Here is a 23,015-nt window from a genome sequence, read left to right as displayed (position 1 = left end):
ACGCAACGGCACCTGATCGACGGGACGGCCGCGAACCGCCGACTGCGTCGGCGATCCCTCCTCGGGGTCGGGATGTGCTGGGCTGGGAGTGCACTGAGGCGCTGGATCTCGGGGTGCCACAGCGGATGAGCGTGCTTGGTCACAGACCGGGCGACCGGTTTGCGTTCGCCGGGGTGTTGCCTCACTCTTTCCGTTGTGCTGTGGGAACCGGAAGATGTGGTGCGGGTGCTCGACCCGTCGGAGCAGCGATTCGTGCGGCACGCGACGTTCACCGGGCGGTCGGTGACGGTGCGTGGCGAACTCGATCCGGTGGCGTTGGGCGCGGCGTTCGCGGCCCTGCAGCGCGCGTTCCCGATTCTGGTGTGCCGCATCGTCGAGGACGCCGAGGAGAACGGAATACTGCTGCGCCCCGGGCACATCGAGCCGGTCGGCGCGTGGGTGAGTTTCGGTGATCCGGACGAGGTGCGGATTCCGGCCGAATCGTTGAGCCCGCGCGCGCAGCTCGGGTATCTGGATGTGGTGCTGGCCGAGGAGGATCGGGCCAGGGTCACCCTGTTCGTGCACCACAGTGTCGCCGATGCCGGGCACTGCGTCGAGCTGTTCGCGCGGCTGTGGGGGTACTACACCGATCACGTGGAGACCGGGTCGATCGCGGCCGGGCCGCGCGAGTATCCGGAATCGGTGGAATCGCTGCTGGCCCGGCGCGGGGTGGTGCGGGGGCCGCGCTCGGGGCTGGAAGGTGTCACCCGGCCGCTCGTCGTGGCCGACGCGGTCGGGGTGGTGCAGTCCTCGCAGCCGGCCTCGCCCGCACTGGCCCGGCCCGCCCGCATCCAGCTCGATCCGGCCGAGACGGCGCGGGTGCTCGAGCTGGCGCGCTCGCGGGCGGTGAGTGTCAACGGGCTGGTCACCGCGGCGGTGCTGCGTGCCTTCGCGGCGGTGTACGGCATCGACCAGGTGGGCTGTGTCTACCCGGTCGATCTGCGCAGACGCCTCGATCCGCCGGTCGCCGCGGCCGCGGGCACCAATGTCTCCGGCCTCGCCGCGTTCACCACCACCGAGTTCGGCGACATCGTCACCCTGGCCCGCCGCATCGGCACCGCCCTGCACGACGACCTGGCCACTGGCGTGATCGAGCAGTCTGTCCTGCACTTCCCCGACTTCTTCGGCCCCACCCGCGTCCACTCCACCGCGGGCCACATCGCCCTCACCAACACCGGCACGGTCCCCACCTTCCGCGCCCCCGACGGCCTCGTCCTCGACGACTACGAGATCGTCTACCTCTCCGCGCACCCGCGCCCCTCCACCGGCGCCTCCGCCGCGGTCACCTTCCTCGTCTACACCTACCTGGGCCGACTCACCCTCGCCCGCCTCGGCGGCGGCCCCCGCGCGGTCGAACTCCTCTCGGCGGTCGCCGACGAATTGACCTGGGACGCCGCCGATCACGAGGCAGCCTCGGCCTGACCCGCCCGAGTACTAGAACCGTCCGCCGCGGCTCACCCGGCGTGACCCCGACGAGCCGCCGTACGAGCCCGGCCGGTAGCCGCCACCGCCGTACCCCCGCCCACGCGACCCACTGTTCATCGCCCCGCGCAGGAATCCGTCGAGCAGGATCCCACCCAGCACGGCACCGGTCTGCGCACCACCCGACACGGGCTGACGGGTCTCCCACGCGCGGACGCTCGCCTGCGCCTGCTGGAGGGCCCGCCCACCGAGATCGGCCGCGGTCTGCGCGCTCGCCAGCGCGTGATCCGGCGCACTCGCCGCCAGCCCACGCGCCTCGTCCAGATGACGCTGTGCCTCCGAGAGCCGGGTCCGCGCCTCGGCGTCCACACCGCCGCGGCGGGTCGTGATGAACGACGAGGCAGCGTCGATGCGTCCGGCCGCGTCGGTGAGTGCCCGGTCGAGCCTGCGCCGCAGATCCTCCACGGCGAGTTTGCGATCCGAGGCGGCCGCGACGGCCCGGTCCAGCTCGGCATCGGCCTGCACCGCGCTGTGGAACGCGCCCAGCGGATCACTGTCCGCGGCCGCCGACGCCGAATCGACCGTGCGCGTGGCCTTGCTCACCGCCGCGGTCAGTTCGGGCCCACCGAACTCGGTCAGACCCGCCGCCACCGCGAGGTCGCGGCGCAGTTCGTCCAGAGCCGCGGGCAGTCCGTCACGGGCCTGCTGGATATTCGCCGCCGCCTGGTCGACCGCGTCGAGCAGCGTGCGCGCCTGGCCGATCGCGCCCTCGGCCCCACGGATCGCCGCCACCGCCCCACCCTGCTTGCCGACCGGCTGGGTCAGCGCGGTGCGCGCGGTGTCGATGTTCTGTTCGGCGAAGGCGATCCGCTCCGTCGCCATCCGCACATTGTCGCGGATCGGGGCGAGCACCGAAGCCGGGTAGGCGGCGGTCAGCCGGGACAGCTCGGCCTCGGAGGCGGGGGTGCGCGCGGTCAGGTCGACGATGTCGCGGGTCAGTGCGTCGAGCCGGGCGGGCGCGTCGATGAGCAGATCGCGCATGGCATCGAAATCGGCCACCTGGGCATCGAGTTCGCGATCGGCCGTGCCCGCGACGGCGATCAGCTCCACGAGCATGCTGCGCTGCTGGTCCGGCGTCTCGGGGATGGCGTCGTCGAGCTGCTGGCGGATGGTGAACGCCTTGGCCGTGGCCGCACGGGCCGCGTCGAGCGCGGTGCGGAACGGTGTCACCGCGGTCTCGCCGAATTCGCCGGTGGCCAGGGCCAATTCCTCGGTGCTGGTGCGCACGGCGTCATCGATCTCGACCAGCCGCTCCCGCGACAACGCGTGCAGCGTCGGCAGCGACAGCTGCGCCACCGCCGCGGAATCGGCCGGGTCCACCTTGCGGGCGGAGTCGAGCTCGGCCCGGTCGCGGTGGCGACGGCGCCTGCGGGAGAACAGGATCAGGCCACCGGCCAGCACGAGGACGACCAGCACCAGGATCAGCAGCGTCTTCCATGGCACACCGGTGCCACTCATGGCCGAGCCCAGCCCGTCGGCGGTGTCCACGGCGGCCTGCGCCCATTTCCCGTCGCGCAGATCGGGTTCCACGGTGCCCGCCAGCAGCGAGTCCAGTTCGCCGTCGCTGATCTCCTCGGGCAGCGTGCCGTCGAGCCAGTACCCGCGATCCTCGACCGCCACCGCGAGCAGCAGATCGCGATCACCGAATCCGGACAGTTCCGAGGTGCGCGCGGCCCAGTCCCGTGGCGCCATCCCGGCGAAATCGCGCACGTAGATCACCCACAGCTCGAGCTGGTGATCCCGGTAGAGCTGATCCACCGCGTCCAGCACCCGGGTCTCGTCCGCCCCGCTGAGCACCCCGGCACTGTCGACCAGCCGCGGGCCCATCCGCGACGGCGGCTCCGCACCCGCACCCGGCGCGCACAGCAGACCCACCGCGGCGAGCACCGCGCAGAGCAATCCGGCCGCGCGCGACGGAACCGATCGTGGGGCGGGATTCGTCCTGGACTGGCGCATGTGTCGAATCTAACGGGCGCGCGCTGTGCGGGTGGGCACGACGGCACGCCGCGTGGCTTCTACGATCGGCGCATGGTCACAGTCGATCGCCTCTACACCGGACATGTCACCGCGGGCGGGGCCGCCCAGCAGCGCGATGTGCCAGGGGCCCGGATCGTGAAGATGTCCGTCGGCCCGATGGACAACAACACCTACCTCGTGCAGAGCACCGCCACCGGCGCCGCGATCCTGATCGACGCCGCCAACGACGCCGCCCGCATCATCGGGCTCACCACCCAGGAAATGCCGGGCCAGGTCGACCTGATCGTCACCACCCACCAGCACCCCGACCACTGGCAGGCCCTCACCGAGGTCGCCACCGCGGTCGGCGCCCCCACCGCCGCCCACCCCCTCGACGCCGACGCCCTGCCCGTCCCGCCGGACCGCCTGCTCGCCGACGGCGACTCCGTCCGCCTCGGCGACCTCGCCCTCGAGGTCATCCACCTGCGCGGCCACACCCCCGGCTCGATCGCCCTGGCCCTCGTCGACGCCGCCCACCGCACCCACCTGTTCACCGGCGACTCCCTGTTCCCCGGCGGCGTCGGGAAAACCCACAACCCCACCGACTTCGACACCCTCCTCACCGACGTCACCACCAAACTCTTCGACCGCTACCCCGACGACACCGCCGTCTACCCCGGCCACGGCGACGACACCACCCTCGGCACCGACCGCCCCCACCTCCCCGAATGGCGCGAACGCGGCTGGTGACCCAGCCCAGCACGTCCCGCCCGGGCGCTACGGAGTTCACCGGACCGGAATCCGGTGGTGACCGCTGACGGCACGGGCGGTCGGTGTCACCTGGCAGACTGACGAAGGTGAAATCGGGTTTCTCGCGAACGGCTACCGCCCCGGATGCCAGGCGTCCGCGTGGGCTGGTGTCGACGGTGTCGCTGTGGATCGGCCGGTTGATCGCGGGAGCCGTGGTGATCGGGATCGTGCTGGTCGCCGGGACGGCGATCCGGGTGTGGCAGGTCGCCCGGATCGACGACTACACCCCCGCCGACGCCATCGTGGTGCTCGGCGCCGCGCAGTACTCCGGCACACCCTCGTCGGTGTTCGAGGCCAGGCTCTACCAGGCCGGGCGCCTCTACGCGGCGGGAGTCGCGCCGCTGGTGATCACCGTCGGCGGCAAACAGGAGGGCGACCTCTACACCGAGGCGGCCTCGGGCAAGGCCTACCTCGCGGACAACGGCGTGCCGAACGATCACATCCTCGCCGTGGAAACCGGCTCCGACACCCTGCGCAGCATCGAAGCCGTCGCCGACGCCATGCACGAACGCGGCTTGTCATCGGCCGTACTCGTCAGCGATCCGTGGCATTCACTCCGCACCAGGACCATGGCCAGAGACGCCGGTCTGCGCGCGTGGACCGCACCCACCCGCACCGGCCCGGCCGTCTACACCAGGGAGTCGCAGTTCCACGGCATCGCCCGCGAGACGGGGGCGCTGCTGTGGTACCAGCTCACCCATTTCTCGGCAGACTTCCCTTACGAGGCGGGACAGTGAGATGACCGACGGCTACACCCCGCACGACCGGGAACGCATGGTCCGCGAGCCCGGCAAGATCGCCTGGCCCGACGCTCCCGGCAACGGGCACCGCAGCGAGTTCTCGCGAGACCGGGCGCGTGTGCTGCACTCGGCCGCGCTGCGCAGGCTGGCCGACAAGACCCAGGTCATGGGCCCGCGCGAGGGCGACACCCCGCGCACCCGGCTGACCCATTCGCTCGAGGTCGCCCAGATCGGCCGCAGCATCGCCGACGGTCTCGGCGCCGACCCCGACCTGGTCGACCTGGCCGGCCTGGCCCACGACATCGGCCACCCGCCCTACGGCCACAACGGCGAACGCGCGCTCGACGAATTCGCCGACGAGTACGGCGGTTTCGAGGGCAACGCGCAGAACCTGCGCATCCTGACCCGCCTGGAACCGAAGGTCCTCGACGCGGCGGGGGAGAGCTCCGGTCTCAACCTCACCCGCGCCGCCCTCGACGCCACCATCAAATACCCGTGGGGCCGCGCCGGTTCCGGCACCAAGTTCGGCGCCTACGACGACGATCTCGAGCGCCTGGCCTGGATCCGCAAGGACGCGCCCGAGCGCACCCAGAGCCTGGAATGCCAGATCATGGACTGGTCCGACGACGTCGCCTACTCGGTGCACGATGTCGAGGACGGCGTGATCGTCGGCCGCATCGATCTGCGCGCCCTGGCCGACCCGGCCGAGCAGGCCGCCCTCGCCGAACAGGGGCACGGCCAGCATCCCGACCAGTCCGTCGACGCCCTCGCCGCCGCCGCGCAACGTCTGTCCGAACTCGACGTGGTCACCGAGGCCGCGCACTACGACGGCACCTTCGCCGCCTCGGTCGCGCTCAAACGGCTCACCAGCGAACTCGTCGGCCGCTTCGCCACCGCCGCCATCGCCGCCACCCATCAGCGCTACGGTCCCGGCCCGCTGATCCGCTATCAGGCCGACCTGATCGTGCCGCCGATCGTCGCCGCCGAGGTGGCCGTGCTCAAGACCGTCGCGCTGCGCTACGTCCGCTCCGACCGCGGCCACCTGGCTCGCCAGCAGACCCAGCGCGAGCGTGTGCAGGCCGTGGCCGACCGCCTGCTCACCACCGCCCCCGCCCACCTGGACGACCAGATGCTGCCCTGGTGGAACGCCGCCACCGACGACACGGCCCGCGTGCGCGTGGTGATCGACCAGATCGCCTCCTGCACCGAGAGCCGCTTCGAGCGCGTCGCCGCCTCGCTGGACTGCCGCTGAGCCGCACCCACTAGACTTCCCTCGTGGCCGGACGAATCCCAGATCGCGATATCGCGGCGATCCGCGACCGGGTCCGGATCGAGGATGTGGTCGGCGAGTACGTCGCGCTCAAGCGCGCGGGCGCCGACTCGATCAAGGGCCTGTGCCCCTTCCACGACGAGAAGTCCCCCTCGTTCCATGTGCGGCCCAACCACGGCCTGTTCCACTGCTTCGGCTGCGGCGAGGGCGGCGACGTCTACAAGTTCCTCCAGCAGATCGAGCACATCGGCTTCGTCGAGGCCGTCGAGCAGATGGCCGACCGGGTCGGCTACCAGATCAACTACGAGGGCGGCGGTACCTCGGTCCAGCGCGACCGCGGCACCCGCTCCCGGCTGGTGGCCGCCAATGCCGCCGCGCACGAGTTCTACATGGCCCAGTTGCGCGAGCCCGAGGCCGAGACCGCGCGCAAATACCTCACCGACCGCAATTTCGACGGCGCCGCCGCCCAGCAGTTCGGCTGCGGCTACGCGCCCGGCGGCTGGGACGTGCTCACGAAACATCTGCAGCGCTTGGGTTTCGAGTTCAAGGAGCTGGAAGCGGCCGGGCTGTCCAAGCAGGGCAAACGCGGCCCGATCGACCGCTTCCACCGTCGCCTGCTCTGGCCCATCCGCAATCTCGGCGGCGAGGTGATCGGCTTCGGCGCGCGCAAACTCTTCGACGACGACACCATGCCCGGCAAATACGTGAACACGCCGGAGACGTTGCTGTACAAGAAGTCCCAGGTGCTCTTCGGTCTCGACCACGCCAAGCGCGAGATCTCCAAGGGCCACCAGGCCGTCGTCGTCGAGGGCTACACCGACGTGATGGCCATGCACCTGGCCGGGGTCAAGACCGCCGTCGCCTCCTGCGGCACCGCCTTCGGCGAGGAGCACCTGCAGGTGCTGCGCAGGCTGCTCATGGACGACAACTTCTGGCGCGGCGAGATCATCTACACCTTCGACGGTGACGCCGCGGGCCAGGCCGCGGCCCTCAAGGCCTTCAGCGGCGACCAGCGCCTGGCAGGCCAGACCTACATCGCCGTCGCCCCCGACGGCCAGGACCCGTGCGAGCTGCGTCAGCACTCCGGCGACGCTGCCGTGCGCGACCTGGTCGCCCGCCGAACACCCCTCTACGAGTTCGTGATCCGCGGTCTGCTGGCCGAACACAATCTCGACGATGTCGAAGGCCGTGTCGAGGCGTTGCGCCGGACCGTGCCCGTGGTGGCCCAGATCAAGGACAACGCCACCCGCAAGGGCTACGCCACCAAGCTGGCGGGCTGGGTCGGCTGGGACGACATCCAGCTCGTCGTGCGCCGGGTCGGCGAGGAAGCCAAGAAGAACCGGATGGGCGGCGCCGGGGCGAACGGAAAGCCCGGCCCCGCGCCGGCCGCCGCGCCCCGCGTCGAAGAGAACTCGGTCCGCCCGGCCCCCAACGATCCGGTGCTCCTGGCCCAGCGGCAAACCCTCAGTGCCGCACTGCAATACCCCGGCATCGCGGGCGTGGTGTTCGACTCCATCGACACCGCCGCGTTCACCCACCCCGCCTACATCGCGGTGCGCATCATGATCGCCAAAGCCGGTGGCACCGCCGCCGGTCTCAGCGGTGCCGAATGGGTCGCCGCCGTCGCCGACCACACCGACGACCTGATGATCCGCGCCCTGGTCTCCGAACTGGCGGGCGAACAACTCCCGGTGCGCTCCCAGAACGACACCCCGCGCTTCATCACCGGCATCCTCGCGCGCACCCAGGAGGCCTGGGTCGGCCGCCAGATCGCGGAGCTGAAGTCCAAGCTGCAACGCCTCTCGGCCAGCGAGGAACCCGACACCTACATGACGCTGTTCGGCGACCTGGTGGCGCTCGAGCAGTACCGCAAGAGCCTCGCCGCCCAGGCGATGGGCAGCGAGGGCTTCGCGGCGGGCGCCTGACTCAGCGGCGCAGCTGGTTGTGTGGGATCAGCACTGTGGTGCGCTCGTCGATGGGCTCCATCGGCTCCAGCTTGGGCTGCGTGCTCAACTTGTCCGACAGCTTCTGCCGGCTCACCGACACCAGCTTCTTGGTCACCGGCGAACCGGTCACCGCTCGCGTCGCCGCACTGATCTGCTCGTAGCGCGCGCGCCCGGCCTTGGTGCCCAGCACATACCCGGCCGCTACGCCGATGATCAACCGCAGCATCTTCTTGGAGCTCCTCCCACGTTCGTTGGCGGCTCCATCCTGCCCCAGCAGCCCCACCCCTGTCGATCCGCCCACCCATTGTCCGCACATCGTTATACGCCGCATGTCCGCAGGTAGAGCCCCGATTTGGGAACCAGCAACCCCATGCGCTAAAGTTTCATCTCGGTCAGCCCGCCAACGCAGACCGCCGAGTACCAACCACTCGGAGCAATCCCCTATAGCTCAATTGGCAGAGCAGCCGACTGTTAATCGGCAGGTTTCTGGTTCGAGTCCAGATGGGGGAGCATAGCAAAAAGGTCAGGCACGATAAGTGTGCCTGACCTTTTCGGTTTTCGGTCTGAATGTCCGAATCCGAGTGCTCCGGCGGGACGCTGGGCAGGGTCAAGCGAGCGCGACGATCGGGGCGATGTCGTAGCTTCCTTCCAGAATCGCCGGGCCGGGCGCGTACATGCGCAAGGTGGGCCGGAATGGTCCGGGTGGGGCGGGGAGCCAGTTCGCACGCTGCGCGGGATCGTTCGGTTCGTCATGGCTGATCGTGATGGTCACCGAGCCATCGGCCCCGGTCACCAGCCCGGCGGTGCGGTCGCCGATGGAGTAGCGGTCGATCGGGTTGTCGACGAGGAAGAACTCGGGCACCGAGTACATGGTCAGCGACCAGAACGCACCCACCGGAGGAACCGGGTGCAGTCGGAGCTGGTAGCGCCGGGCCCCGTCCAGCGGGTTGCCGTCGTTGTCGGTGTAGACCAGGGCGTAGGTGGCCTCGTAGCCGTGGTTGCCCCACAGTCCTGCGCGGGCCGCTGCGGCGCGGCCGACGATCCGCGCGGCGGGGTCGGCGATCTTCCAGCAAGCGTCGTCGATGGTGCCGATCTCGAAGAAATCGACGTTGTAGTCGAAGCCGTGAACGCTCAGCAGCCAGCCGTTCATCCGTCCGAGACCGGGTGCGGTGCGGGCGAATTCCTCGACTTGCGCGCATCCCGCGTCGTAGGCACTCTGCAGTGTCGCGAGGAGGTCCGCGGTCACGGTGGACGGTGCCGCCCCGGCGGTCAGGCCCGGATCGGCGAAGCGGTGCTGCAGCTCGCGGTCGCGGGCAGCCGGCGGGAACTCCCGCGACCACGTCCGGAACTTCTCGAAGAACTCGACGGCGGGCGGGAATCCCTCGCTCACCGCGGGAATTCCGCGGGGCGCGGACGCTTCAGCCGCGATCGGGGACAGGGTGGTGGCGTTCTGCAGCGCGTGTACCGCGGGGAGGTCGTCGTCGCCGTCGACGGCCCAGCGTCCGACGATCGAGGCGACACGGGTGGGGAAGTGGATCACCGGCAGTCCGCGTGAGTCCCCCGCCCAGCCGGGCGGTACGAGCAGGTACTGACCGGCGGAGGTTCCGGTGGCGCGTGAGCCGATATAGGCGAAGTTGTCGGTCCAGGCATCGACGAACTGCAGCACGTAGTACCGGCCTGCGGTATCGGGGACAGATAGCGTCACCGGTCCGACGCTCAGGTCGAGCTGCGCCATCGAGTAGACGGTGTCGTTGTTGATCGAGACGAAGGTGTCGCGGGGTCCGGCCAGGGTGCGGGCATGGCTGAAGGAGTTGAACGGCGCGGCCGGGTTCGCGCCGACGCCGGTGTTCACGTATCGCCGCACCTGGTCGAGGTTGAACACCAACGGGTAGGCGTAGACGTAGGCGGCGGCCGGATCGTCCAGGTCGAAACTCGAGGGATCGCACATGCTCCGACTGTAGGAAGCGCGGTTCGGGTGACGCCTCACCCGAACCGGGTGATCTCTCGGGCGTCCGACACCGTCGGTGCTCAACCCGAAGGCACGATCCGCATCGCCTCTCGGCGCCGCAGGGGCGAGTATGTCCGAATTGCTAGCATTCCCAAGTGATTTCGGAACATAAGGTGTTCTCGGTGGTGGCCGGGGCCGCGGTGATCTGCTCGATGGCGGCCTGCTCCGGTGAGAACGCGTCGGCGGTTGCGCCGAGCCCGTCGGTGGCATCCACCACGAAGGCCGTGCCGGTGCAGACCGACGGCCAGCTGCCCAGCGGCACCGACGCGTCCGGCTACCGCGACTCCTTCGCCCGCTGCGCGGACACCGAACGGCTGGTCCTGCTGGTCGGTCAGACCACCGGACGGCCGGTCACCGTCTTCCAGGGCACTCCGGTCGGCGGGGACCAGCGATTCGTCGTGTGCGAGGACCGCGCAGGCACCCGGCTGCTGCGGGCATCGTCGCCGGGCCTGCGGCCGGACCCGTTCGAGGGCACCTTCTTCACCTTCACCGCCAACAGCCAGCAGTTCGTGGGCGTAGACGGCATGAAGATCGACCTGGCCCGCGCCACGATCACGGTCACCGACGATCCGAATCGCCCGGGAACCCGCGCGGTGACCTGGACGGTGAACGAGTACTGGAGCGCTGTCTACTGAGCGCTGACCGGGCTTAGTCTCTCGAGACCAATGAGGGCGGGGGAATTCTTCGTTGGGGAGGAATTGTGGCGCGGAACGGGGGTGGGGGGTTCGGGGTCTCGAAATGACTGTTGATGTTCGGTAACGTGAACATTCCGGCCTGTTTCGGAGTGATCCGGCGTGGGTCTGTCAATGGTGACAAGTGAGGTTCGGTCATGTGTGCAGCGTCGTCGGGGGCGGAAGCGCCGGGGATTCGTGGTAGTTCGGCGCCGGGGTTCCGGGAGGCCGTCGAGCGGTTCGGGCGGTTGTTCGGGAATCGGCGCGGTGGTGGGGCGCTGGCGGTGTATCACCGGGGTGTCCGGGTGGTCGACGTCTGGACCGGGTGGGCCGACGCGGCGGAGACGGTGCCCTGGCAGGAGAACACGGCGGCGCTGTCGTATTCCACGTCCAAGGGCGTGACCTCGACGGTGCTGCATCTGCTGGCCGAGCGCGGACTGGTGGACTACGCGGCGCCGGTGGCGGAGTACTGGCCGGAGTTCGGGGTGAAGGGCAAGGCGGGGATCACCGTCGCCGAGGCGATGAGTCATCGGGCGGGGCTCTCGCGGATCGGGGTGTTCGCGCGCAGTGTCGACGAGCTCGCCGATCACGAGCTGATCGAGGATCGGCTCGCCGCGGCGGCGCCGGACCGGTTCCGGGGGATTCCGGCCTATCACGCGATCTCCTACGGCACCCTCATCGCCGGTATCGCCCGCGCGGTCACCGGCAAGAGCATGGGCGAGCTGTACCGCACCGAGCTGGCCGAACCGCTCGGGGAGAGCGGGCTGCACCTGGGTGACCCGGGGCCGGGCGCGCCGGTCACCGTGGCCAGGACGCACGGCTCGGAGATCCCGTTCGGCATTCCGCAGGCGGGCCTGATGATCAAGTTCGCCGCGCGCACGCCGGTGCCGGGCGCGGGATTCCTGCGCTCGATCTACACCGAGGGCATCGACCGGATGTCCTCCGGCCCGGAGCCGACCATCCTGCGCGGCGAGATGCCCGGCGCCAACGGCGTTTTCACCGCCCGCTCGCTGGCCGCTGTCTACAACGCGATCGCCACCGAGTCGGCGCTGTTCCCGCGGGCGCGGGTGCGCACGATGGCCCGGTTGCAGTCGGTGCTGCCCGATCGCAATCTGCTGCTGCCGATGGGCTGGCGGCTGGGATATCACTCGTGGCCGGTGGTCGGCGCGCCCAACGCGTTCGGGCACGTCGGCTTCGTCGGCTCGGGTGGCTGGGCCGATCCGGCCTCGGGGCTGGCGGTCGGCTTCGTGCACAACTGGGCGCCGGAAGCGCGCCTGCTGCCGCGTGATCAGTTCGTGCTGCTGGGTCTGCTGTCGGCGGTCGTGCGCGGCGCGGGCAAGGAATCCGGCGAGGTGGTCCCGCTGCCGTTGGCGGGCTGATCGACCCGCAGACACGACGATGCCGCCGGCGAGAGGGTTCACCGGCGGCATCATCCGTCCTCCGGGACGGTCCGCCGCGCGCGGACCGGCCCGGAAGACGTGTCAGGAGCGCAGCGCGCGCAGTTCGTCCAGCGCGCCGCGCAGGTGAGCGCTCGCATCCGGGGTGACTCGCGCGGCGGCGGAGTCGATGGCATCGGCGACCCGGCCGCGGAGGTCGTCGCCGGTGGCGGCGAACACGGTGTACAACTCGGCGAGCGCGTGGTGGTCCACGGCCACCGACACCAGACGGGCGAGCCGGTGCTCGTCGAGGCCGTCGACCAGTGCGGTGGCCAGGCGCGCGCGCAGGTCCTCGCCGACCCTGGCCAGCACCGACAGCGCGGCGAGCAACGTCTCGTCGGTGCCGGTCGCGGCCGCGCGAACGATGGTCTCCTGCCGGGCGGTCGGGAGCATGCGCACCACCGCGTCGAGCCGCGCGGAATCGGCGGTGGTCGCCACCGTGCGCAGCAGGCCGATGTCGTCGGAGATGCCCTGTTCCAGGTCGTCGACCAGCGCGTCGGTGGCGAACTCGATGAAGCGGCCCGCGGTGATGTAGTCCTGGCGGCGCAGCAGTTCGACGGCGGTCGGGATCAGCATCCCGCCCGAGAGCCGGGGCGCGAGCGCGGCCACGGTGCGCGGGTCCAGATGCGGTGCGGCATCGGCCAGATAGGTCGCGGGCAGCGCGGAGAGCACCTCGGCGACCCGGTCGGGATGGGCGATCCCCAGCGAGCCACCCGCGCGCCCGGCCACCTCGGGTGGAATCGCGGAGACGGCGATCTTGACCAGCAGCGCGGTGGGAACCAGCGGCGACAGCTTGGACAGCCGCGCGAACACGGGTTCGTCGGCGTCGAAGAGCAAGCCCGACAACCGTTCCCGCAGGACGCGCAGATCTTCGGCGCCGAGCCGGGCGAGACCGGCGAGCTCGCCGGGCCCGGCCTGCAGGGTCTGTGCGAGCTGGGTGAGCTGGCCGTGGGTGAGCAGATCGGTCATGGCTACTTTCCGAACATGATCTTGCGGGCGGGTATGCGCACGAGCCGGGGCAGGAAACCGAGGATGTCGTCGATCGCGCGGTCGAGGTCGGTGCGACGGCGCTGCCGGGTGCTCAGGAACAGTGTGAGTACCGCGACCGCTTCCTCCGGGGTGAGCCGGGCGAGAACGTCGGCGGGCTCACCGCCGAGTTCGGCGAGCAGGGCCGTGGTGGCGTCGGACAAGAGGGAATTCTCCTTCGGGGCGGCGAAGGACCAGTATCGAATCCGGAAATCGCGCTTGTCACTGCACGCGAGGGAGAAAGGCGGACGTCCGCGTTTGTCGCGGGGAACGAAATCTCCGCGGGGCTATTCGTTGTCGGAAATGCCCGTGGGCGGAAAGAGTTCGTACACCGTCAACGCGGCGGCCAGCATTCGCGAGTCATACGGGTCCGACGGGTCGAATCCGGTGAGATCGGCGACCCGGCGTAGGCGATAACTGAAACTGTTCGGATGCAGGTGCACGGCGGCCGCCGCGCGTTTGCGGTCCCAGCCGAAGCGGATGTGCGCGCGCAGCGCCTCGAGCAGATGCGGGTGCTCGAGCAGCGGCACGATGCGGGTGGCGAGCCGGTCGCGGGCTGGGCCCGGCCGGGTGAGCTGGAATTCGAGCATCAGATCGTCGAGGGTGTAGGTGCCGGTCGGTTTGCCCAGGCTCAGCGCCAGCGCGGTCAGCTCGCGGATCTCCTGAACCGCCTGCGGCAGTGTGGTTCTGGGGACGGTGTGGAATTCGAGTACCACCACGGGTGTACCGAGCCGCTGGGACAGCTCGGTCGCCACGTGCCCGTAGCGCATCGCGTCGGTGTCGTTCGGTGGGGGTGGTAGCAGGACGTAGCCGGTGGTGCCGTCGAAGGTGTGCAGCGGACTCATCCCGGACAGGTCGTCGAGCATCTCCCTGGCCAGCCGGACCCGGCGGCGGGTGACGACGTCGTCGGCGAAGGCGGCGCGGCGCTCGCTGGGTGGGACCTGTACCGAGAGCAGGTCGTAGCTGTCGGCCAGGGTGACATCGGCGCGCAGGGCGAGTTCCTCGGCCGGTCCGCCGTGCAGTAGCGCCGAGGTCAGCTCGCGGCGGGTCTCGCGCTCGGCGCCGAAGATCGACTGCACGACGTCGGCGTGGGTCTCGGCCATGATGCTGATCTGCTGTTCGAGCAGGTCGAGCAGCAGGTCGGAGACCCGGATGAGATCGGGCAGGTCGGCGGGCTCGGCGTGCGCGGCGATCTCGCGCCACATCCGGTGGACCCCACCGAAGAACGCCTTGACCGCCAGTCGCAGCGGTATCCGCTCCTCGGCTTGCCGTTCGACCACCGGTGCCACCAGGGCAGCGATCTGGTCGGAATTCAGGTCGCGCTGTTCGTCGATCGCCTGGAGGACCTCGGCCACCATCGCCACCAGCACGGGGGCGACATCGTCGGCGAAGTGGCCGGGCGGCAGCAGCTCGGCCCCGGGGACCTGGGCCAGGCCCGCGTCGAGTACCTCGGTCACGAGTTCGGCGAGCCGGGGAATGGACCGGCTGATGAGCGGTGACTCGAGGCTGAGCGGGCGATCGGTCGACATCGGCTGATTGTGACCGTTGAACAGTGTCCCGCAAAATTCCCGTGAACTGGTCAATTGCCCGGCTTTTGTGGAACAGCATAATCGGGCGCGTTTAGTTCCCGGAGACTAATCGGCGCGGGCATGTTCTCGACATCGTGCAGTGACAGCACAATGTGGCGTTCCCTAGATTCGTACCTCGTCACAGTTATGGCCCGGGTCACATCAGGGCCGGTTCGCGAGGGAAGGGCACCGGAGCATTGGCGGAAGACCTTCCCGGTGGATCACCGGCGACCACGGTGTCACCGGCTCCGGGCCTGCCCCGGCTGATCGGCCGGAACGTCACCGGCACGCTCGGTTCGGCGGTGCGTACCCTGGGCCGCGCGGTGGTGCTCGCGGTCTCCTCGGTGTTCGGCGCCTGCACCGATCTCGCCGCAGGCAAGCTGCAGTGGCGGGAGATCCTCACCCAGGCCTGGCGTCTGGTGACGGTCACCGCCCTGCCCGCGATCCTCATGGCGGTGCCGTTCGGGGTGATCGTCTCGGTGCAGGTGGGCAATCTCATCCACACCCTCGGCGCCGACTCGCTGCTCGGCGCCACCGGCGGCCTCGGGGTGATCAAGCAGGGCGCGCCCATGGCGACCGGCTTCCTGCTCGGCGGCGCGGGCGCCTCGGCCATCGCCGCCGACCTCGGCGCGCGCACCATCCGCGAGGAGATCGACGCGCTGCACACCATGGGCATCAGCCCGGTGCACCGGCTGGTCATCCCGCGGATGATCGCCATGGTGCTGGTGGCGCCGCTGCTCAATATCCTCATCATCTTCGTGGGCGTGCTGGCCGGATACCTGGTGGCGATCGGCGGGCAGAACGTGACGCCGGGCAGCTACTGGGCGACCTTCGGTTCGTTCACCACCGTGGCCGATGTGTGGGTCTCGCTGGTCAAGGCGGTGATCTTCGGGTTCCTGGTGGTGATGATCGCCTGCCAGCGGGGGCTCGAGGCCAAGGGCGGACCGCGCGGGGTGGCCGACGCGGTGAACGCCTCGGTGGTGCTCTCGGTGGTCTGCATCGTCGTGGTCAATCTCGCGATCACCCAGGTGAGCGCGATGTTCCTGCCGACGAGGCTGGCATGAGTTCCTCCTACGCGCCCTGGGGACTGGGCCGCCTCGAGCGCTGGCGCCGCAACGGCGGCCTCACCCGCCCGCTCGAAAACCTCGGCTTCGCCCTGGGTTTCGTGTGGCAGGCGCTCTCGGCGATCCCGCTGACCCTGCGCCGCTACCGCGCCGAGACACTGCGCTCGATCTCCGGGATGACCTGGGGCAGTGGCTCGGTGATCGTCGGCGGCGGCACGGTGCCGATGATGATCGTGCTCGGCCTGGCCATGGGCGGTTCGGTGGCGGTGGAGTCCTTCGCCACCCTGAACATGCTCGGGATGGGACCGGTGACCGGGCTGATCTCGGCCTACGCCACCACCCGTGAGCTCGCCCCCATCGCCGCCGCGATCGGTTTCGCCGCGCAGGCGGGCTGCCGGATGACCGCCGAGATCGGCTCCATGCGCATCTCCGAGGAGATCGACGCCATCGAGGCGCTGGGCCTGCGCTCGGTCCCGTTCGTGGTGACCACCCGGGTGATCGCCGGCGCCATCGCGATCGTGCCGACCTTCCTGATCGGGCTGATCCTGTCGTATCTGTCCTGCCGGGCGGTGATCACGATGGTGCACGGCCAGTCCGCGGGCGTCTACGACCACTACTTCTTCCAGTTCGTCACCGGGTTCGACATCGTCGCCGCGGTGGTGAAGGTCGCGATCTTCGCGACGGTGGTGATCCTGATCCAGTGCTACTACGGCTTTTTCGCCGCCGGGGGCCCGCAGGGTGTCGGTATCGCGTCCGGCCGGGCGGTGCGCGCCAGTTTCGTCGCGATCATCGCCATCGACATGTTGCTGTCCATCGCGTTGTGGGGATTCAACGCCGCCATCGATTTCACGGGGTAGGGGATGCCGAATTACGGATTGCCGGGGGTGGCCATCGGGCAGCGCGCGGCGCTGGTGGTGGGGGCCGTGGCACTCGTCGCCGTCGCGGCCGGGCTGCTCGGCTGGCGGGTCGCCACGCACGGCGAGGAACTCGCGGGCATCGAGGTCGTGTTGCGCACCGAGCGACTCGGGGACGGGATCGTCGTCGGGACCCGGGTGCGCGCCGACGGCGTGGTGGTCGGGAAGGTCACCGGGATCACCCCGGCGGGAACGGGACGACAGACCGTCACCCTGGATGTCGACCGGGACCAGCTCGCCGGGATCGACGACAGCATGACCGTCGACTACGCGACCTCGAACCTGTTCGGCATCAGCGAGATCCAGCTGCGGCCCGGCCGTGGGGGAGCGCCGCTGCGCAGCGGCTCGGTGGTCGACCTGACCGGCGCGCGAGCCGACGAAGCCGTCGACGCGACGATGGGTGCCCTGTTGCGCGGGTTGTCCACGGTCGGTGACCAGGCGCTGGCCGCCCGGGTCGCGGTCGTGCTCGACCAGCTGGCCACCGATACCAAAGCCTTCACTCCGCTGCTACAGGCCATGGTCGTCACCGGGCGCACCATCGCCGATCACCAGACCCTGCCGCCCTCGTTCCAGCTCGAGCGGCTCGGCACGGCGCTGGGCGGTGTCGCGCCGTTCGCGAGCGCCACGGTCGACGTGATCGACCGCGTCTACCGGATCGACGCGCTGCGCGAGAACCGCCCGCGCTTCGACGCCACCGTGACCATGGTGGTCGAGCAGCTGTTCCCGGCGTTGCAGACGATGCTCGACCACGCGGGCGAGCAGTTCCCGGCCTATGTCGCGATGGCGGTGCCGCTGCTGTCGGCGGTGGCGAACGCCGTCCCCGATCCGCAGCGCAGCAGTGCCGAGCTCACGGCGCTGCTGGCGAATCTGCGCTCGGCCTTCAGCGATTCCCCGGCGGGTCCGGTGCTCGACGTCGACGTGGATCTGCGCATCGCGCCGGTCCCGATGATCCCGCTGCTGACCGGGCAGGAGGTGCCGCGATGACCTCGGTCGGTGGAGCCGCCTGGCGGCTGGTGCTTTTCGCCGCGACGATGCTCGCGGTGCTGGGACTGGTGGTCACCGCCATCCAGCGTCCCGTCGCGGGCGACACGGTCGCCTACCGGGCCGTGTTCACCGACGTGAACGGCTTGAAGACCGGTGACGACATCCGCCTCTACGGGGTGCAGATCGGCAAGGTGAACGACATCTCGCTGCGCGGCACCGAGGCCGTGGTCGGCTTCACGGTGCGCGAAGGCACTGCCGTGCACGCGAACTCGCGCCTGGCGATCCGGTACCAGAACCTCACCGGGCAGCGCTATGTCGACCTGCAACAACCGCAGGCTCCGGCCGGGACGACCCCGGCGGGCGCCACCATCGGCACCGACCGCACGATCCCGTCCTTCGATGTGACGGCCCTGTTCAACGGTTTGAAGCCGGTGCTGGCGACCCTGTCACCCGAGGCACTGAATCAATTCACCACCAGCCTGCTCGCGGTGATCGAGGGCGACGGCGCGGGCATCGGTCCCGCGCTGGCGGCCATCGGCGCCCTCAGCGGCTATGTCACCGACCGGCAGGCGGTGATCACCACGCTGATCAGCAATCTCGCCGGGATCTCCGACGCGCTCGGCGGCCGGTCCCAGCACCTGGTGACCCTGCTGGCGAAGCTGGCCGACGTGTTCACCTCGCTGCAGATCAAGATCGACGGCCTGGTCGACTTCGCGTTGACGGCCCCGCCGGTGCTCGGCCCGGTCGACTCCCTGCTGGCGACCTTCGGCCTGACCGAGGACGAGAACCCCGACCTGGCCGCCGCGCTGCGCCAGGCGGTGCCCGATCCGGCCGCGGTCGCCGAGGTCCTCGGCAAGCTGCCCTCGCTGCTCGCGGGCCTGCGTGCCGCGCTGCCCGCCACCGGCGCGACCGTGGAGAAGACCTGTGCCAAGGGCGCGGCCGAGGTGCCCGAGCCCGCGGCCATCCTGTTCTCCGGGCAGCGGGTGTCGGTATGTCGCGGCTGACACGGGCCATCGCCCGCGTGCGCGCGCTGGTCACCAGCCGCGACGAGACAGCGGTGCGGCGCGCCGAATGGTGGGTCGGTGTGGCCGGAATCGTCGCGCTGGTGCTGGTCCTGCTCACGGTGGGCGTGCTGTACGCGGTGCCCTTCGGCAAACGGACCTACACCGCGCTGCTGCCCGAGGCCCAGGCCGTGCGGGTCGGCGACGACGTGCGCCTGGCCGGGGTGCCGGTCGGCTCGGTGACCGGGCTCGAGCTCACCGACGACGACGTCGAGATGACCTTCACCGTCGACGGCGAGGTCTTCGTCGGCGCCGAGACCGGCCTGGACATCCGCATGCTCACCATCGTCGGCGGACACTACGTCGCCCTGATGCCCGCGGGCACCAGCCCGCTGGGCGACACCCCGATCCCCGCCGACCGGGTGCGCCTGCCCTACAACCTGGCCCAGGCATTCCAGGACGCCGTCGAGCCGGTCCGGGCGATCGACGGCGACCAGGTGCGGGCCAACCTCGAGGCGCTCGGTGCCTCGATCACCGCGAGCCCGGACGGCGTCCGCGAGACCGTCGCCGGGATCGGGCAGTTCATCGCCGCACTGGATCGTCAGCGCGAGGAGGTCGCCAAGGCGATCGCCATCGCGGACGAACAACTCGGCGCCGTCGACCAGGCCCGCGGCGAACTCGGCAGGATGGTCGAGAAGATCGCCCTGCTGGAGACGGTGCTGGCCGACAAACAGAGCGAGGTCAGGACCGCGGTGGAACAGCTCGACCGGGTGGTCAGCCGGCTGGCCGGTGTCCAGCCGTCCTGGGAATCGACCCTGCAACCGCTGGCGCGCAAGCTCGCCGACGCCGTGCCCGAACTCATCGCCCTCGGTGACCGCTTGCAGCCCGTCATCGACGGCGTGCACGGGCTGGCCCAGGAACTGGGCGCGCTGGTGCCGGTGCCGGGCACTGTGGTCGTCGACCAGTCGGCGGCCACGGTGTGTGTGCCGGTGCCGGGAAGGGTGTGCTGATGCTGCGCGGACTGGTCTCCTCACGCGGGTTCGTCTCCGTCGTCGCCACCCTCATGGTGTCGCTGCTGGCGGTCGCCGCCTATCTGCTGGTCCTGCGCCCGCCGGTGGCCACCCGGGCCTACTGCGCGCTGCTGCCCGACACCATCGGGCTCTACGTCGGCAATCACGTCACGCTGCGCGGCATGACCGTCGGGGAGATCACCGCGATCGATCCGCGCGGTGCGACGGTGCGGGTCGATTTCACCGTCGACGAACGCCACCCGGTACCCGCCGACGCCGCGGCCGTCACGGTCTCGGACACCATCGTCGCCGACCGGGAACTGGCCGTGCTGCCCGGCGGCGCCCCCGGCGGGGCCCGCGACGCCAACGGCTGCCTCACCAGGACACTCACCCCCAAGAGCATGACCCAGACCCTCGACGCCGTCGCCGGGCTGGCCCGCCAGACCCTCGGTTCCGAGCCGGGCACGCGTGACGCGCTGCGCCGCGGGCTGGCCGCGCTCGACAGCGCCACGGCGGGCACCGGACCCGAGATCAATGCCGGGATCACCGATCTGGCCGCCCTGCTCGACAGCCCCGACGCCGCGATCGCGCACCTGGGCGGTGTCATCGACTCGCTCGCGGCGATCTCGGGCAGCGTGGCCGACCGCTGGGGTGACATCCGGTTGATGCTGACCCGGCTGGCCACCGTGCTCGACCAGGTGAACAACGAATTGTTCAGCCGCACCGTCGAGATCATCGACGGGTTCCAGCGGGTGCTCCCGATGCTCAACGAGATCACCACGATGTTCGGTGACCCGATCTTCCGGGTGCTCGACGCCACGGTCCCGCTCGTGCGGCTGATCCGGCTCAATGTGGACACCCTGCGCGACATCGCGGTCCGGGTGCCCGTGCTGACCGCGGCCGTCACCGCGGCGGCCGACCCGGCTCGCGGGATCGACTACGCCGCACCGCAGGTCGCGCTGCCTCCGGAGCTGGCGGCCCAGGTGTGCGCGTCGGTCGGCGACCCACAGTGCGATCCCGCGCGGATCCCCTTGTCGCGGCTGGTATTCGGATTGGCAGGAGGGCGATGAAGGACTCGTTGCGGGCACGCCGGTGGCGTTCGGTGACGGTGGTGACCGTCGCCGCCGTGCTGGCGCTCACCGGGTGCGGGTTCGATCCCGCGTCCGTGCCGGTACCCGGCTCGAATGTCGCGGGCGCGACCTATCCGGTGCGGATCGAGTTCGCGAACGCGCTCAATCTGCCCGCCAGGGCGAAGGTGATGGCCGACGGCGTCCGGGTCGGGACGGTGTCGAACGTCGAGGTGGTCGACGCCGCCTCCGGTGGCTATGTGGTGGTCACCACCGACATCACCGACTCGGTCGTGCTGCGCGCCGACACCGTCGCCCAGTTGCGCCAGAACACCGTCCTCGGTGACATCCACATCGAACTCACGGCCACCCCGGGCGGGCAGGCCCCCGAACTCGGCCCCGGCGGAGTGATCCCGCGGGCGCAGACCAAACCCGCCGCCCAGATCGAGGACACCCTCGCCGGGCTGTCCACCCTGGTCCAGGGCGGGGCGATCACGCGCTTCCAGGACATCGTCGACCAGCTCAACACGGTGCTCCCGGACGATCCGGCCGAGACCCGGCGCATCGCCCAGGTGATCGGGTCCGACATCCAGGATCTCGCGGCGAACCTGCACGCGGCCGACGCCCTGCTCGACGGCATGAGCCGCACCGCCGACACCGTCGAGGCCAGGAAAGAGCAGCTCGCCGAGCTGCTCACCGAACCCGGGGTCGCCCAGGCCTCGGCCGCGGTCGCCTCCATCGTCGATGTCGTCGGGGTGCTCGGCGCGCTCGGCGGCGTGGCGCACTCGCTGGCCTGGCTGGCGCCGCTGGCCGCCTCCGGTGACGCGGCGGCCAGGGCGTTCGTGCCGCTGGCGCTCACCGGCAGGCCGCTGGACCTGTCGGCACCGTCGAACCTCAATGCCCTGGTGGCGTTGATCCGCGACCGGATCATCCCGTTCGTCGAACGGGGGCCGAAGGTGAACGTCACCGGCGCGCGGGTCGGCACGAGCCAGGACGGTCCGGCGGGCACCGAGAACCAGGTCGACGCGATCACCCAGGCGCTGCGGATGATCGGGGCGGTGCGATGAAGCCCGGTCCGCTGTTGTCGCTGCTCGGCATCGCGGTGATATCCCTGGTCGGCGTGGGCTATCTGACCTTCGGTGTGGTGCGCTACGAACCGCTGCGCGACCGGTTCGCCGCCACCCTGGAACTCCCGGATTCGGCCGGGCTGCAACCGGGTTCGCCGATCCTGCTGCGCGGTGTCGAGGTCGGCTCGGTGACCGGGGTGCGGCGGTCGCGCGAGCAGGTCGAGGTGCGTTTCGAGATCGACGGACGCTACGAGATCCCGGTCGACAGCACGGTGTTCATCGAATCGCTGTCCGGGCTCGGCGAGCCGTATGTGGTGTTCGCGCCGAGTTCCCCGCAGGGCCCGTACCTGCGTGACGGGCAGACACTGGCGGGGGAGCGCATCCGCGCGCCGATACCCCTCGCGGAGGTGGCCCGGCTGGTCACCGCGGCGATGGATCAGCTCGACCCGCAGGTCCTCGACCGGCTGGTCGGCACGGCCGAGGTCGCCCTGCGCGACACCGGGCAGCTGGTGCCGCGGCTGGCGCGCGCCGGTGACCTGGTGGCGGCGATGCTGATGAGCCGCGCGGCCACCTACGGCGAGCTGCTCACCGATCTCGAGCGGATCACTCCCGACATGACCTGGGCCGGGCCCTCGTTCGAGGCCGCCGCGCCGAAATTCGTCGAGTTCGGTCAGCGCGTCGACGAGATCGCCGAGGCGGTGCAGCGGCTGGCGAGCACCGGGAACACCCCGGAGATGTATGTCGAGGGCCACGGCCTGGTCCCGTTCCTCGACCAGCTGACCGACTGGATCGACCGGGTGGGCCCGGAACTCGCGCCACTGGCCCCCGCGCTGCAACCACTCGCCGACGCCGCCACCGACTCGGCGAGCCGGCTGGACCTGAGCGCGCTGATCGGCTCCGCGGCTGCCGCCAGTGCCCCCGCCGGGGCCCTGCACCTGCGGATCAACGTCAAATAG

The 23,015-nt window shown here is 70.4% G+C and carries 21 protein-coding genes and 1 tRNA gene; 16 read left to right on the top strand and 6 right to left on the bottom strand.

Going from position 1 to position 23,015, the window contains the following annotated elements; genetic code table 11:
- Positions 1-195: 195 nt before the first annotated feature.
- Positions 196-1,461: a phthiocerol/phthiodiolone dimycocerosyl transferase family protein gene (locus ACWEMY_RS22220; protein WP_452391554.1), complete on the top strand. Its 1,266-nt coding sequence runs from the start codon at positions 196-198 to the stop codon at positions 1,459-1,461.
- Positions 1,462-1,473: 12 nt separating this feature from the next.
- Here ACWEMY_RS22220 and ACWEMY_RS22215 read toward each other — a convergent pair whose 3' ends face one another.
- Entirely contained in the window at positions 1,474-3,477 is a 2,004-nt protein-coding gene (locus ACWEMY_RS22215) for a TPM domain-containing protein (RefSeq protein WP_452391553.1), read from the bottom strand.
- A gap of 72 nt (positions 3,478-3,549) precedes the next feature.
- Between ACWEMY_RS22215 and ACWEMY_RS22210 the strand changes: the two genes are divergently transcribed.
- From ACWEMY_RS22210 to dnaG, 4 genes are all read left to right on the top strand, one after another.
- A complete protein-coding gene (locus ACWEMY_RS22210; protein ID WP_452391552.1) occupies positions 3,550-4,227 on the top strand; it encodes an MBL fold metallo-hydrolase in 678 nt (225 codons plus the stop codon).
- A 167-nt stretch (positions 4,228-4,394) separates the two neighbouring features.
- Entirely contained in the window at positions 4,395-5,024 is a 630-nt protein-coding gene (locus ACWEMY_RS22205; RefSeq protein ID WP_452391551.1) for a YdcF family protein, read from the top strand.
- Between the two features lies 1 nt (position 5,025).
- Positions 5,026-6,279, top strand: coding sequence for a deoxyguanosinetriphosphate triphosphohydrolase (locus tag ACWEMY_RS22200; RefSeq protein ID WP_452391550.1), 1,254 nt, complete (start codon positions 5,026-5,028; stop codon positions 6,277-6,279).
- A gap of 23 nt (positions 6,280-6,302) precedes the next feature.
- Entirely contained in the window at positions 6,303-8,222 is a 1,920-nt protein-coding gene (dnaG, locus tag ACWEMY_RS22195) for a DNA primase (protein WP_452391549.1), read from the top strand.
- Between the two features lies 1 nt (position 8,223).
- Here the strand turns inward: dnaG and ACWEMY_RS22190 are convergent, their stop codons facing one another.
- Complete coding sequence (locus ACWEMY_RS22190) at positions 8,224-8,469, bottom strand: hypothetical protein (protein ID WP_278262736.1); 246 nt, start codon at positions 8,467-8,469, stop codon at positions 8,224-8,226.
- 211 nt (positions 8,470-8,680) lie between these two features.
- Here ACWEMY_RS22190 and ACWEMY_RS22185 point away from each other — a divergent pair.
- Positions 8,681-8,753, top strand: a tRNA-Asn gene (locus tag ACWEMY_RS22185).
- Positions 8,754-8,850: 97 nt separating this feature from the next.
- On the opposite strand, the gene ACWEMY_RS22180 is transcribed toward ACWEMY_RS22185, so the two are convergent.
- The gene (locus ACWEMY_RS22180) at positions 8,851-10,191 is read right to left on the bottom strand and encodes a DUF1254 domain-containing protein (protein WP_452391548.1); all 1,341 of its coding nucleotides are present in this window, start codon (positions 10,189-10,191) and stop codon (positions 8,851-8,853) included.
- A 155-nt stretch (positions 10,192-10,346) separates the two neighbouring features.
- On the opposite strand from ACWEMY_RS22180, the gene ACWEMY_RS22175 reads away from it, so the two are divergent.
- Both ACWEMY_RS22175 and ACWEMY_RS22170 read left to right on the top strand, forming a co-directional pair.
- Positions 10,347-10,886 carry a hypothetical protein gene (locus ACWEMY_RS22175; RefSeq protein WP_452391547.1) on the top strand — a complete coding sequence of 180 codons (540 nt, stop codon included), beginning with the start codon at positions 10,347-10,349 and terminating at the stop codon, positions 10,884-10,886.
- Between the two features lie 194 nt (positions 10,887-11,080).
- Entirely contained in the window at positions 11,081-12,301 is a 1,221-nt protein-coding gene (locus ACWEMY_RS22170) for a serine hydrolase domain-containing protein (RefSeq protein ID WP_452391546.1), read from the top strand.
- A 102-nt stretch (positions 12,302-12,403) separates the two neighbouring features.
- On the opposite strand, the gene ACWEMY_RS22165 is transcribed toward ACWEMY_RS22170, so the two are convergent.
- The 3 genes from ACWEMY_RS22165 to ACWEMY_RS22155 form a co-directional block, all read right to left on the bottom strand.
- Entirely contained in the window at positions 12,404-13,327 is a 924-nt protein-coding gene (locus ACWEMY_RS22165; RefSeq protein WP_452391545.1) for a hypothetical protein, read from the bottom strand.
- A gap of 2 nt (positions 13,328-13,329) precedes the next feature.
- Positions 13,330-13,548, bottom strand: coding sequence for a hypothetical protein (locus ACWEMY_RS22160; RefSeq protein WP_452391544.1), 219 nt, complete (start codon positions 13,546-13,548; stop codon positions 13,330-13,332).
- Between the two features lie 123 nt (positions 13,549-13,671).
- The gene (locus ACWEMY_RS22155; protein WP_452391543.1) at positions 13,672-14,913 is read right to left on the bottom strand and encodes a PucR family transcriptional regulator; all 1,242 of its coding nucleotides are present in this window, start codon (positions 14,911-14,913) and stop codon (positions 13,672-13,674) included.
- Between the two features lie 275 nt (positions 14,914-15,188).
- Here ACWEMY_RS22155 and ACWEMY_RS22150 point away from each other — a divergent pair, with 275 nt between their 5' ends.
- The 8 genes from ACWEMY_RS22150 to ACWEMY_RS22115 are packed head-to-tail and all read left to right on the top strand — an operon-like array spanning position 15,189 to position 23,015.
- Positions 15,189-16,016: an MlaE family ABC transporter permease gene (locus tag ACWEMY_RS22150; RefSeq protein ID WP_452391542.1), complete on the top strand. Its 828-nt coding sequence runs from the start codon at positions 15,189-15,191 to the stop codon at positions 16,014-16,016.
- Positions 16,013-16,873 carry an ABC transporter permease gene (locus ACWEMY_RS22145; protein ID WP_452391541.1) on the top strand — a complete coding sequence of 287 codons (861 nt, stop codon included), beginning with the start codon at positions 16,013-16,015 and terminating at the stop codon, positions 16,871-16,873. Before ACWEMY_RS22150 ends, ACWEMY_RS22145 begins: the two co-directional genes overlap by 4 nt.
- A gap of 3 nt (positions 16,874-16,876) precedes the next feature.
- On the top strand, positions 16,877-17,914 hold the full coding sequence (locus ACWEMY_RS22140) for an MlaD family protein (RefSeq protein WP_452391540.1): 1,038 nt from the start codon (positions 16,877-16,879) through the stop codon (positions 17,912-17,914).
- The gene (locus ACWEMY_RS22135) at positions 17,911-18,918 is read left to right on the top strand and encodes an MCE family protein (RefSeq protein WP_452391539.1); all 1,008 of its coding nucleotides are present in this window, start codon (positions 17,911-17,913) and stop codon (positions 18,916-18,918) included. Before ACWEMY_RS22140 ends, ACWEMY_RS22135 begins: the two co-directional genes overlap by 4 nt.
- Positions 18,906-19,925 (top strand): MlaD family protein, encoded by a 1,020-nt coding sequence (locus tag ACWEMY_RS22130; protein WP_452391538.1) that lies wholly within the window; start codon positions 18,906-18,908, stop codon positions 19,923-19,925. The genes ACWEMY_RS22135 and ACWEMY_RS22130 overlap by 13 nt, the downstream gene beginning before the upstream one ends.
- Entirely contained in the window at positions 19,925-20,995 is a 1,071-nt protein-coding gene (locus tag ACWEMY_RS22125; RefSeq protein ID WP_452391537.1) for an MlaD family protein, read from the top strand. The genes ACWEMY_RS22130 and ACWEMY_RS22125 overlap by 1 nt, the downstream gene beginning before the upstream one ends.
- Complete coding sequence (locus ACWEMY_RS22120; RefSeq protein WP_452391536.1) at positions 20,992-22,059, top strand: MlaD family protein; 1,068 nt, start codon at positions 20,992-20,994, stop codon at positions 22,057-22,059. The genes ACWEMY_RS22125 and ACWEMY_RS22120 overlap by 4 nt, the downstream gene beginning before the upstream one ends.
- Positions 22,056-23,015: an MlaD family protein gene (locus ACWEMY_RS22115; RefSeq protein ID WP_452391535.1), complete on the top strand. Its 960-nt coding sequence runs from the start codon at positions 22,056-22,058 to the stop codon at positions 23,013-23,015. The genes ACWEMY_RS22120 and ACWEMY_RS22115 overlap by 4 nt, the downstream gene beginning before the upstream one ends.

This window comes from Nocardia sp. NPDC004415, from assembly GCF_053602435.1.
Note: the sequence above shows the minus strand (reverse complement) of the source record. Positions and strands in the feature narration are given on the sequence as shown.